The 12,167-nt window shown below is 63.5% G+C and carries 11 protein-coding genes; 5 read left to right on the top strand and 6 right to left on the bottom strand.

What is annotated here, in order from left to right; genetic code table 11:
- The coding region (locus AC07YS_RS20155; RefSeq protein ID WP_495275726.1) for a VTT domain-containing protein at positions 1-992 on the top strand (992 nt) is incomplete at its 5' end.
- A 16-nt stretch (positions 993-1,008) separates the two neighbouring features.
- Here AC07YS_RS20155 and AC07YS_RS20150 read toward each other — a convergent pair.
- Both AC07YS_RS20150 and AC07YS_RS20145 read right to left on the bottom strand, forming a co-directional pair.
- Positions 1,009-1,308 carry a hypothetical protein gene (locus AC07YS_RS20150; protein WP_495267287.1) on the bottom strand — a complete coding sequence of 100 codons (300 nt, stop codon included), beginning with the start codon at positions 1,306-1,308 and terminating at the stop codon, positions 1,009-1,011.
- Between the two features lie 125 nt (positions 1,309-1,433).
- Positions 1,434-2,177, bottom strand: a complete 744-nt coding sequence (locus AC07YS_RS20145; RefSeq protein WP_495267286.1) for a LysM peptidoglycan-binding domain-containing protein — start codon at positions 2,175-2,177, stop codon at positions 1,434-1,436.
- A 158-nt stretch (positions 2,178-2,335) separates the two neighbouring features.
- On the opposite strand from AC07YS_RS20145, the gene AC07YS_RS20140 reads away from it, so the two are divergent.
- Positions 2,336-3,700 (top strand): cache domain-containing protein, encoded by a 1,365-nt coding sequence (locus tag AC07YS_RS20140; protein WP_495267285.1) that lies wholly within the window; start codon positions 2,336-2,338, stop codon positions 3,698-3,700.
- Between the two features lie 5 nt (positions 3,701-3,705).
- Entirely contained in the window at positions 3,706-4,380 is a 675-nt protein-coding gene (locus AC07YS_RS20135; protein WP_495267284.1) for a response regulator transcription factor, read from the top strand.
- An 829-nt stretch (positions 4,381-5,209) separates the two neighbouring features.
- On the opposite strand, the gene AC07YS_RS20130 is transcribed toward AC07YS_RS20135, so the two are convergent.
- From AC07YS_RS20130 to AC07YS_RS20120, 3 genes are all read right to left on the bottom strand, one after another.
- A complete protein-coding gene (locus tag AC07YS_RS20130; RefSeq protein WP_495273736.1) occupies positions 5,210-5,425 on the bottom strand; it encodes a hypothetical protein in 216 nt (71 codons plus the stop codon).
- 131 nt (positions 5,426-5,556) lie between these two features.
- Positions 5,557-5,805 carry a hypothetical protein gene (locus AC07YS_RS20125; protein ID WP_495267282.1) on the bottom strand — a complete coding sequence of 83 codons (249 nt, stop codon included), beginning with the start codon at positions 5,803-5,805 and terminating at the stop codon, positions 5,557-5,559.
- 367 nt (positions 5,806-6,172) lie between these two features.
- Positions 6,173-9,106 (bottom strand): KAP family NTPase, encoded by a 2,934-nt coding sequence (locus AC07YS_RS20120; protein ID WP_495267281.1) that lies wholly within the window; start codon positions 9,104-9,106, stop codon positions 6,173-6,175.
- Positions 9,107-9,463: 357 nt separating this feature from the next.
- Here AC07YS_RS20120 and AC07YS_RS20115 point away from each other — a divergent pair, with 357 nt between their 5' ends.
- Together AC07YS_RS20115 and AC07YS_RS20110 are read left to right on the top strand one after the other, a co-directional pair.
- The gene (locus tag AC07YS_RS20115) at positions 9,464-10,111 is read left to right on the top strand and encodes a DUF938 domain-containing protein (RefSeq protein WP_495267280.1); all 648 of its coding nucleotides are present in this window, start codon (positions 9,464-9,466) and stop codon (positions 10,109-10,111) included.
- Between the two features lie 106 nt (positions 10,112-10,217).
- Entirely contained in the window at positions 10,218-10,775 is a 558-nt protein-coding gene (locus tag AC07YS_RS20110; RefSeq protein ID WP_095744131.1) for a C40 family peptidase, read from the top strand.
- Between the two features lie 22 nt (positions 10,776-10,797).
- On the opposite strand, the gene AC07YS_RS20105 is transcribed toward AC07YS_RS20110, so the two are convergent.
- Positions 10,798-12,087 carry an FAD-dependent oxidoreductase gene (locus tag AC07YS_RS20105; RefSeq protein WP_495267279.1) on the bottom strand — a complete coding sequence of 430 codons (1,290 nt, stop codon included), beginning with the start codon at positions 12,085-12,087 and terminating at the stop codon, positions 10,798-10,800.
- Between the last annotated feature and the right edge of the window lie 80 nt (positions 12,088-12,167).

The following is a 12,167-nucleotide window of genomic DNA, read 5'->3' as shown; positions in this document are numbered from 1 at the left end:
CCCTCCCGGCGCGCCGCCCTGCGGCACGCGGCAACGACCGAACGGCGGCCCGCATGGCGCAGCTGATGTCGCTGCTGGTGCAGAACGCGATCCTGGTGGTGTTTGCCGCCAGCTTTGCCGCGCGCCTGGGCCTGCCCGTGCCGGCCGCGGCCGTGCTGGTCGTCACCGGCGCGCTGCTGGCGGCGGGCGACGTGTCGGTGGTCGGCGTGGTGCTGGCCGCCGTGGTCGCCAACCTGCTGGGCGACGGCGCGTGGTTCTATGCCGGGCGCCGCTTCGGCTACCGCTTCATGCGGCTGCTGTGCCGCATCTCGCTGTCGCAGGACTCCTGCGTGCGGCGCGGCGAATCGCTCATTTCCGACTGGGGCGGCATGTCGCTCGTGGCCGCCAAGTTCGTGCCCGGCGTGTCCGTGGTGGCGCCGCCCATGGCCGGTGCGCTGGGCATGTCGGTGCGACGCTTTGTCGGCTTCGACATCGTGGCCGCGCTGGTCTGGACGGGCCTGTTCCTCGGCCTGGGCTGGCTCTTTCGCGACCAGATCCAGCAGGTGCTCGCCGTGCTGGCGCAGGCCGGCGGCATCGCCACCGCCGCGCTGGGCGTGGTGCTGCTCGTGATGCTCGCCGTGCGCTACTGGCGCCGCCGCGCCTTCGCGCGGCTCACCGGCATGCCGCGCATCAGCGTCGACGAACTGTTCGACCTCATGAGCGGCGACGTGCCGCCGCTGGTGATCGACGTGCGCGGCGAAGCCGGCGTGCAGGTCGACCCGCGCCGCATTCCGGGCGCGCTGTCGTACACCCTCAAGGCGCTGCAGCAGCGCAACCTGGACCTCACGATCGACCCCGACCGCGACGTGGTGCTGTACTGCAACTGCCCCAACGAAGTCTCGGCCGCGCAGGCCGCGCGCGTGCTGCTGGCGCGCGGGGCGCGGCGGGCGCTGCCGCTGACGGGGGGGCTGGATGCGTGGGTGGCTTCGGGGCGGCCTACGAGCCTGCACTGACCCGCTTCGCTGCTGCTCATCGCAGCTGTTGTGTCATCGGGCACTGGAGAACGAGCCGGGCGGGCAGGGGTGAGTCCTGCCAGCCGGGGACGTCCTTCTTTCGGTAGGCCTCGAGCGACGGATAGCCATCGGCCGTCCAGTCGGTGCCATCCACCTGTTCGAGCGCGACGACTTCATACAAGCACTTGTCGCCGCGTGCCTTGAAGCGAAAGGCCATCCGCCGGGGTTCGCCGGGGCGGCTCATGTCCAGCACCTCATAGCTGCTGCGTGCGCAGCGGCTGAAACTCGATCGCCATTCGATGGTCTGGCTGCGCACATGGAGTACACCGTTGCATGCCCGGCCCGTGCCGGTGAACTTCCCGGTGAATGTGTGGGCGTGCGCGGGACCAGCCATAACTGCTGAGCAGGCGAGTGCCAGGAGACGCCGCCCGATGTTTCGGCCTACTTGCATGCGGTTGCCTCGGAGCCTCTGCGAACGGCCGCCAAGGCATAGCCGAGCTTGTCTGCATACGTCGCATCGCCATCCACGTTGTAGTAAGTTGCCGCTCCCGATACCGTGATGGGCTTCCAGCCTGTGATGACCCTCTGAACCGAGGCCCTCTGGTAGTGCAGCACCTCGCCGGGCTGAAGCATGTGTGCGGACGGATTGAGCCGCTTCATCACCTCTGGCGTGCTGCCTTTCGCTCTGGCGATGCTGTTCAGGGTATCGCCAGCTTTCACGACGACCTGATGGGTGCGGGTGTCTGCATCGGGCACGCTCTGAAAGGAGAAATTGGCCATGCGCAGCAGCAGATAGCCGATGCCCGCCCGGATGTTGTCGGCAGGCGCGCGGCGCACGCCGTCGACGGAGAGGCTTCTGCGGTAAGAGGGCGGGAGGATCAGGTCACCGCCGTCCTTGCCACCCAGCAGCGCCTGGAGGCCCAGATCTCCTGTATTGCCGATCTGCATCGGGCGGGTCTTCCACTGCGGCCGTTTGGCCCCCGTTTCGACCCACAGCATGGCCTTCACCAGGCGCCAGTCCAACGGGACGTAGCCCTTGGTTCGAGAGAGGTGCATGTCGTATTCATGGACGGCCGAGCGGATCTCGCAGTCGTGGCTGTTCCACTTGTCGTCGGCGTTGTCGATGCCGCGCTTCCAGCCTTCATTCTCTGTCTCGGCTGCCGTCGTCTTTTGCGTCTTGCGCATACGTGCTCCCTCTTCCGTTTGTTGATGCCCCCGTGTTGTAGGCCGGTTCGGCGCTGCACACTGTCACCCAACGTCACCCGGTCCTTCTTCCCCGGAATTTCTCCGCGAAGCCGCGAGGCCAGCTCCCTGCCCACCCCCAGTGGTAGTCTCCCTCCCCGATGAACCTCCGCACCAAGATCGTCGCGCTGGCCGTTGCGCCCCTGCTGGTCGCGCTGGTGCTCGTGGCCCTGGCCGTGCGTCACCAGGAGCACGACCTGGCCCAGCGCGAGCGGGCGCTCATCGAGCGCAGCTACATGGCCCAGCGCCGCAGCGAGCTGCGCAGCTACGTCGACCTGGCCGTGAGCAACCTGCTGCCGCTGTACGAGTCGGGGCTGAACGACGAGGCCACGCGCAACGAAGCCCTGCGCCGCCTGGCCACGCTCAACTACGGCGACGACGGCTACTTCTTCGTCTACGACATGGACGGCAACTCGCTCATGCACTCGCGCCAGCCCGAGCTGGTGGGCCAGAACCTGTGGAACCTGCGCGATTCGCATGGCCGCTTCACCATCCAGGAGCTGATCAAGGGCGCGCGCGACAAGGGCGGCGCCTTCGTCGAGTACGAATGGCGCAAGCCCTCGAGCGCGCAGATGGCGCCCAAGCTCGGCTATGTCACCGCGCTGCCGCGCTGGAACTGGATGGTCGGCACCGGCCTGTACCTGGACGACATCCAGTCGACCATGGACACCCTCGACCGGCAGATGAACGCCAACGTCACCGCCACGCTGCTGTGGATCGCCGGCATCGCCGCGCTGTGCCTGGGCGTGGTCAGTGCGGCCGGGTTGTTGCTCAACCTCAGCGAGCACCGCACCGCCGAAGCCAAGCTGCGCCTGCTCGCGCGCCGCGTGGTGCAGTCGCAGGAAGAAGAGCGCGGCCACCTCGCGCGCGAACTGCACGACGGCACCAGCCAGACGCTGGTGTCGGCCAAGCTGCTCATCGAATCGGCCGTGGAGCAGCTCGACCGCGCGCACCAGTCGCCGCCGCCTGCGCTCGGCAAGGCGCTGCAGCGGCTGAACGATTCGCTCACCGAGGTGCGCCGCATCTCGCACCGGCTGCGCCCTGCGCTGCTCGACACTCTGGGCCTGCCCGCCGCGCTGGAGCGCCTGGGCGCAGAGTTCGGCGAAGAGGGAGGCGTGGACGCATCGATCATGGTCGAGGGCGAACCCTTCGAACTGTCGCAAGAAGCCAAGACCGCGCTCTTTCGCGTCACGCAGGAAGCGTTGACCAATGTGCGCAAACACGCCCGTGCGCAGCAGGTGCACATCGCGCTGGGCTTCGACGAAGAGGCCGTGCGCCTGGAGATCAGCGACGACGGCGTCGGCTTCAACGTCGAGGCCATGCAGCTCGACCCGCAGCGCGGCATCGGCCTGCGCAACATGCGCGAGCGCATGGAGTCCATCGAAGGCCGGCTGCGCATGCGCTCGGGCCGGGGCCACACCTCCATCGTGGCCGAAGTGCCGGTGCGGCGGGCAAAGCCAGAATAGCGGCCATGAAAGAAGACCCCGCCGCTGCTGCTCCCGTTGTCGTGCGCCTGTTCCTGGTCGACGACCACCCGCTGGTGCGTGACGGCCTGCGCGCGCGCCTGGGCGCCATGCCCGGCCTGGAGATCGTGGGCGAGGCCGGCAGCGCGGCCGAGGCGCTGGCACTCATCGGCCCTGCGCAGCCGCACCTCGTGCTCATGGACGTGGGCATGAAGGACATGAACGGCATCGAGCTGGCGGCGCTGCTGCTGCAACAACAGCCGCAGCACCAGCAGCCCGCGCCGCACATCGTGATGCTCAGCATGTACGACAACCCCGAGTACGTGCAGAAGGCCCTGCAGGTCGGCGCACGCGGCTACGTGCTGAAAGACGCGCCGGCGGCGGAGATCGTGGCGGCCATCGAGGCCGTGTCGGCGGGCGGCACCTTCCTGAGCCCGGCCGTGTCGAAAAAACTCTTTCGCAACCAGACCCCGCGCCCGCTGCTCACGCCGCGCGAGAGCGAGATCTTGAGCGCGCTCGGCCGCGGCGAATCGAGCAAGCAGATCGCGCGCGACCTCGGCCTGAGCGTGCGCACCGTGGAGGCGCACCGCCAGAGCATCAAACGGCGCCTGGGCATCGAAGGGCAGGCGGAGCTCATCAAGTACGCGGTGGAACACGCGCGGGAGTTCGGCGGGCAGGGCTGAGGCGCTGCTGTCGATGCGGGGCTCGGGCTCTGCTTTCAGGGCCTGACTGTCAGGGCTTTGTGAATCGCCACTGCCGCAGCGCGATTACTTGCGCGAACCGCGCATTCCTCGGCGAAATTTCTCTCTGTGCCGGGCAGGACTTCTCTACAGTGAATGCCCCTGTGATGAAACGACCCGCCATGTGGGCGAGAAGGGCAGCACACACCACACCACACCACACCACGGACCACTGACTGATTGAGTGAATGAATGAACCGCTTCGCCTCACGGCGGGCCATCGATGCAGATCGATCGATGCGAACGTGAGGCACAAAAGGCGACGGCCACGGTGCGCGAACACCATGACCGTCTAACCAAGTGACGTGCAAGCTTTGAGAAGGAGCACAACAAATGGCTAAACGAATTATGGCCCGGCCTATTGGGTCGACCCCTCCCCACGCGACCACCCCCAGCGCAGCAGACCTGCTGGAATGCAAGCTGGAACAACTGAACTCACTGCTGTGGTGCTGCTACGGCGCCGGCGATGGATGGTTCGAAGAGGCGGGGGCAGGGCATCGGGACAACCTGCTTTGGATCGCTTCGGATTTGGCGCGGGATGCGGCGGCGTTGTTTCAGGAGAGTGGGGGAGGGTGAGGGTGTGGACCTAGCCCCGGTGTTGGCTACCGGGGCGGTGGTGTTGCAACTCTCGACGTTCGCCAGAGGTGTGCGGACGGGTACTATCAGCTAAGAGCCGTCGATGACCGCAAGAAGTGGCGGTTACACCAAACGCCGGAACGCAACCGAACCACGAGTGAACCCGGCTTGAATGAATTGTTGGACGATAAGTCCGTTACCACGGCACCGGCTCAAAGGATGCCTCACGATCAGTTAGGACTGACTCCAGTGCATCTGACCATTGGCGCCAATCGGCGTAGGTACGGACACCATAGGGCTTGTCTTGATTGGCCGGCGTCTCTTCGTCTTTGAGAAAGGCATCGCGAAGAGCCTTGTGCATCATGAGCAAACCGTTGGTGCTGAATCTCGTCGCATACTCTTTAGTGTCCACAGGTACTTCCTATCCTTCTAACGTTGAAATGAACGGCGCCTAAGAATCGAAGCTCAGGTACTACGCGAGTAGCCATGGGCGTCAAGCTCGACAGCCATGTTATCGGTCATTGTTGCGCGGTAGTAAGGCCACTACGAGCGCCGAAACAGAGACCTAAGACTACGTGCAACCGGCTTTTCTTGAGCGTTGCCAAGTTCCACCACCGGTGTCTTTAGAAAGAGGTAGGTCAACCCCTCGACTATTTGGGCGTTTACCAGTTCCCAACCATCGGAGCCAAGCTCATCAAGTGTCGCAAGCAACTTCCTTCTGTCATCGAGTCCTTCGTGTGTGTGCGCTTCTCTGAAATCCATCTCAATGACGTCATATTGCCACTTCTGCATGTTGGACCTCCCTTTTGAAAAATGATAAGGCGAATCGGAGTCCTGATTCGCATGCCGAATGCACGCCCGGATCCGCATTTTGAAACCTCGCCAAGCACTATAGCTTCTTGAGCCCGCCAGACTCTTGGATGGTGGCTTTGCAGCTCATATTTTTGAGAACGGCTTTAGGGCTTCAGGCCGTCATTCGTCCGAGTGTTGCGTGCCCACTTCGCAACGGATGCAGTGGTTGATGACACAAAGTCAGAGGTCCGATCCGTAGCCTTTGGAACGAAAGCGATATCCCGTCTGCTACGGCCGGAAGAGTGAAAAATCCAGCGGAGTGATGTCTACCAGAGCGATATTGTGTCGCCTTGCCAAAATATTGTTTTCATTCGCTGTCTTGCGCCGGCAGTGCCAAACGAGATTCGAGCATCTCGTCCAGCACCTGGAATGCTCTGGGCAAGGCGTCCTTGTACGTCACGACGTAGTTCGTGGTGACCACGCGTCTCTCGACATTGAGGAGCTCTTGGAAGGTCGCTCTATGTTGCTGCCAGTAGTCACATAGTGCAGACTCGTCAAACCCGGACGTCAGGCTAGCTTTTGTCGGGACGAATCCTTCCCCGTCCAATCCTGCAAAGGCCGCACTATGCAGTTGTGACAAGCAGTGATCGGCGAAGAGCATGCGATTTTTCTGGTCCAACGCTGGGTTGAAGCAAGTGCCAAACATGTACGCATTCATCACGCCCGCAATCCCCGCCTTGTTGCCCGAGCCCGCTTCATCATAGAAGCCGCATCCGACGCCAAATCCATTCGGTGGTTTGCTGTTGCAGAGCTGATAGACGACGAAGCCTTTGATGCTTGAACGCACCGCTTCAATCTGATCGTTTACAGAGAGGGCTTGTTCGAAATTCACCGACTCGTTGTTGGTTGTCGACAACGGCCCGGAGTCGTCAACAACGAAATCTTGAGCTGGGGTCGCGTTTGCTTCGGCCAGGAAGTTGCGACCGGTATCGATGTAGACGCGCTTGAAGTGCGTGAACACCGCTTGAGAGATCTCCCTCATCCCTCGCAACGCAAGATCCGTAAGCAGGCCCGAGGTAGCTCCGTTCGGGTCATCGTGCACTATCAGCGCCGTCTGCAGCTCATGAAGCTGTCCCCTCCGATCGGCGGAGCAGTACAACCTGAATATCGAGAGGTCGTTCCAACCTAAGACGCCGCGATCCTCTGCAGCCAAGCGAGCAATGAGGCCTCGACCCTCATACTTGCCTTCTCCCAGTATGCGGCGAGCCACTTCGACGACGTTCTCACCGGTGTTCGGTAATCGTTTCCCGTCTGTCCGTCCCCATCCTGCTCTATCGAGAAGTCTCAATAGCGAGTGGACAGATCGTTGGCGGAGACCTCGGTCATGCGCATCTAGCGATGAGTAGCGAGGGAGGTAGGCCACCAGCGTATCGATAGCGTCTTCGGCAACCCATCGGGTTAAGTCATAGGATTGATTGACGAGTACTCGCCAGAATTGATCATGTGCATAGGAGTTGGCAGTCAACTCGAAGTCTGGCCTGCCGAAGATCGTTGCTACAAGCGTGCCACTTTTCACATCGTTAACGGCACCCTGATAAAGGATGAAAGTCTCGCGAGGCTCCGGAGTTGAGAACCTGACAATGAGCTTTAGAAAAGCTTCGAGATTTCTCCGACCGTCTCCGTTGAAGCAGGCGCGCGAGCGCAATACGCCCTCTTCCAGATCTCTTCGTTCCTCAAGCTCAAGCTTGTTCACGTCGAACAACTCCTGCACGAGGAACCTAGCGCCTTCTTCGTAGGCCTCTATGACCGAAGAAAACTCTGACGCATTCGTGAGGTTTGGGTTCTCTGAATTTCGCTTGACCGAGAAAGCCCCTGAGCGCCCGGCAGTCTCTTCTGCATAGATTCTCCGAAAAACGCCGGGGTAGGCAAGATGCAATAGCATCAAGTTGACCAGATCATGCCGGTTGAAATCAGTCCGTCCCAGGTTCGTCTTCTCTAGTTGCAAAAGCAAGACGGCGTTGACGAAGCGCTTGATCTTTCGCATATCGCCTACTAGAGGTAGGTAGTATGTCGCGACCGGACTCTCTAGGATCTCCGCCAGTGTCTCCAATATGGATGCTAGGGCTAGCATCGTGTCGGAAGGAATGGAGGTCAGCTTGTTCTCTTCACGCTGCCAGTCACGCCGGAGAAAATTCGTGAGGCTGGTGCTATCCACGAACAGACTTAGCTTCACCGTCACGAATTTCTCGAGAAACTCACGGGCTCGTCCACCCTCGTCCTTGCTACTCGTAAGAACCTCCGTGTCGTAGCAGAGAATGTACGACGCACGAGAAAGCCTGAAGGTACGGCGCGCTGTGAACAGTACGTTGTTCACAGCCTTCGGTTCGAGGCGGTCGAGGTCATCGACGACAACGATCACACGGCGTTTGATGCGCTCCAGCGTATCGTCAATCTCTTGAAGGAGATCGTCTACGGTCTCGCTCGACGGTTCCAGCGAGAGTTTGAGACCAAGGAACGAAATATCCGCTTTCCCCTTGAGCATCCGGGAATAGCGCGAAGCGACTGGCGTGAACTCAGGTGCGAAGACCTCTTTCTGAATGACCCTGGAAAGGTCTCGTATGAGCCGGTCGGCTAGGTCGGGATCCGCCGCATATCTCAGTGGTTCGAAGCGAAAGACGATGACGCCCGGTTCTAGCTCCCAGTAACGTTGAGCTAAGTTGATGAAGCTTGTCTTGCCGGTGCCCCATGGGCCGTCCACCCCAAAGATCAGTCCGGGTTGCGCGGCGCTCGCAAGGACCGTTTCGGCGAACGATTTCGCGTGTTTTTCGATTGCCAGAACGTCCTCATTCTTGTCCTCGATTTCATCGTCTGGAAGGAAACGCAGCTGCGGCTCAAATTGCCTCGGACGGAGCATGGACCGGACAAGCGGCGACGTCAGCATCACCAGGAGGAGCCCAAGGATGATCGGCGCCCAAAATGGATTCGCTTCTTGGAAATGTTCGTGCAAATTGTTCGAAAGCGGCGCAGCCGCAATGTTCGCGCAGCAGCCGAGCGTGAGTGCGATCAGCAGGTCAATTCGCCGGCTGCGTATGATTCGCCGGGAGGCCGCGACGCCGTCTCGCCTGGCGAAGTAGGCAATGCAGAGCGAGAGGCACGCCACGATCAACGCGGGTGTCACCCAAAAATCGCGCTCCGACATCCATGGCGCGAAGCGGTCGCCGAGATAAAACGTTAGACGGAAGACCTCGGCAGCGACGAGACCGAGAAGAAATGCCTTCGCGAATACGAGAAGCTCCGGCATTTGCAGATGTGCCTGCGACGAATCCTTCAAACTCTTGCCCTCTATGGGTGCTCCGGTGAGCAGCGTTGTTCATGATTGTCGGCCCGGGCCCCCAGTGCGGAGGTGCTCTGTGCTGACGTTTGGATGTCTGTCTAGGATGAAACCTGATGCTCGGTCGGACGGGGCTCACTAATCTGCCATCACTTGATCAGTGGTTATTCGGACTGCGATTGACCGGTCCTGACCAATAGTACCTATTCGCGTGAATCCTTCGGATGCGGGAAATCGCTGTCATGCATACATCGATAAATCACAGAAGCCGGTAGAGCGCTTTTACTTCGATACCCTTTCAGCCGCATTAGCCTGAGATCTCTTCGGATGCCCAACCTCCCTTTCAGCCCCGCCGCAGACCGCAACAAACAACCCATCCTCGATGCTCTGACCCGCATCCTCGATGAGCGCGGCACCGCCCTGGAAATCGCCTCCGGAACAGGCCAACACGCCGCTTGGTTCGCCGCCGCCATGCCCTCATGGACCTGGCAGCCCACCGATGCAGACGCCCGCTCGCTCACCGCGATCGCTAGTCGCGTCGAGCAAGCCGCGCTGCCCAATCTGCGCCCGCCGCTGCTGCTCGACGTGATGGCGCCGCAGTGGCCCTCGCAAGGCCCCGCGTTCGCTCAAGAAGGCAAAGAGGAAGAAAAGTTCGACGCCATCTACTGCGCCAACATGCTGCACATCGCACCCTGGCCCACCTGCGCCGCGCTCATGGCCGGTGCCGCGCGGCATCTGCATGCCGGCACCGGTGTGCTGATCACCTACGGGCCTTACTTCGAAGACGAAGCACAGCACGGCCCCACGGCGCCGAGCAATCTGGCGTTCGACGAAGACCTGCGCGCGCGCAATCCCGCGTGGGGCATTCGCCGGCTCGACGACGTGGTGGCAGAAGCGCGCCGTGTCGGCCTCGCATTGCGCGAGCGGCACGCGATGCCGGCGAACAACCTGCTGCTGGTCTTCGGCTTCAGCTGATTGGCGAGGAAGGGCGAGGGCGTTGTCGCCCGCCAAGGGGCTCTGCATTGCGATCCGGCCCACTCGCGCTAGAGTCGGGCCACGTCCACAAGACCGGCCTGCGCCCATGCTCGACACACCATTGCCGACGCCTCCTCATTCCCCCGCATCGCTGTCGCTGCTGCAGCAGCGGCTCCTGTTCCGACTGATTCCCGCTGTCACCGCCTGCCTCCTGGCCGTCGGCTGCGCGAGCCCGCCGCCCGCGCGCGCGCCCGGTGGTTCGGTGCCCAGCAGCAACATCCCGCCGTTGACGTCGGAGCAGTCGAACAGCATCACGATCCATGCGCTGGGGTTGGTCGGCACGCCGTACCGCTATGGCGGCAACTCGCCCGAGGGCGGGTTCGATTGCAGCGGGCTCATCGGCTACGTGTACCGCCACAGCGTGGGGCAGGTGCCGCCGCGCACGGTGTCGCGCATGGCGGGCTTCGGCCGGCCGGTGCCGATGTCGGAGCTTCGCTCGGGCGACCTGGTGCTGTTCGGCTCGGCGTCGCCCACGCATGCGGGCATCTATGTGGGCGACGGGCGTTTCGTGCACGCGCCGTCCACGGGGGGCGAGGTGCGGCTCGACCGGCTCGACGGCGTGTACTGGTCGCGCCAGCCGACGCAGGCGCGACGGCCGGGCTGATTCGGCGAACCTGATTCGCGCGTCACGCGCGCGGCGATTGCACGTGCTCGGGCCGCACGCCGATGCCCACGGCGCGCGCGGGCAGGGTGCGCAGCCACGGCCAGCGTCCCAGCAGGCGCAGGGGCCAGGGCATGGGGCGGGGCGCGGTCGATGCCGCCGCCTTGCGGCTGAGCACGGGCATCAGCACGCGGTCCTGCACGAGCCGTTGCGCGGCCTGGGTGACGCGCACGGGCCATTCGCGGCGGCGCTGCAGCTGGGGCAGCAGGTTGTCGATTTCCTTGTCGGTGGCGCTGCCGGCCAGCGACGCGGCCAGCAGGTTGGCGGCGGCCACGGCGTCCTGCACGGCGAGGTTGATGCCGACGCCGCCCACGGGCGACATGGCGTGCGCGGCGTCGCCGATGCACAGCAGGCCAGGGCACGACCACGATTCGAGCCGGTCGACGCTCACTTCGAGCAGCTTCACGGCCTCCCAGTCGGGCAGGGCCTCGGGCAGGCGCGTGGCGAAGAAGGGTGCGATGCGCGCGATCTCGGCATGGAAGGCGGCAATGCCGCGCGACTGCAGTTCGGCGCTGCCGCCCTTGCGGATGACGAAGGCGCATTGCCAGTAGTCGCCGCGGTTGAGCGTCACCAGGAGGTGGCCCGCGGCGATGTGGCCGCCGGTGGCTTCGGGGTCGCCGGGCAGCTTGGGAACGCGCATCCACAGCACGTCGATGGGCGCGCCGTAGCTGATGTGCGGCAGCGCCGCCGCGTCGCGCAGGGTGGAGTGGCGGCCGTCGGCGGCCACGATGAGGGAGGCGTGCAGCTCGATGTCCTTCGGGCCGCCGCTGTCGGGGCTGCGGGCGCCGACACGCACTTTCACGCCGTTGACGCGGCCCTTGTCCTGCAGCAGGCCGACGGCCTCGGCGTCGGTCCACAGCTCGAAGCCGGGGTAGCGCCGCGCCTCGTCGCACATGAAGTCCAGGAACTCCCACTGCGGCATGAGCACCAGGAAGCGGGCGTGCGTGGGCAGCCGCCTGAAGTCGGCAATGGTCACGCCGCGGCCTTCGTAGGTGCCGCGCAGTTCTTCGATGCGGTTGTGTGGGCGCTGCAGGAAGGCGTCGAGCAGGCCGAGTTCGTGCAGCACTTCGAGGGTGGAGGGGTGCACGGTGTCGCCCCGGAAGTCGCGCAGGAAATCGAGGTGTTTCTCGAGCACGACGACGGGCACGCCCGCGCGCGCAAGCAGCAGGCCCAGCACCATGCCGGCCGGGCCGCCGCCGGCAATGCAGCAGCGGGGCGACGTGGGAGCGGGCGCAGAGGTGGTGTGTGTGTCCATGGCTCCGATCGATCCGGTCGCGCCATGGGTGGCGTGGCCTGTGGGGGCGCGGTGCGTGCACCCTGGGTGCATGCACTGCG

This window comes from Variovorax sp. GW458-11-26-14-LB1, from assembly GCF_059423965.1.
This window is presented reverse-complemented; position numbering and strand designations above follow the sequence as displayed.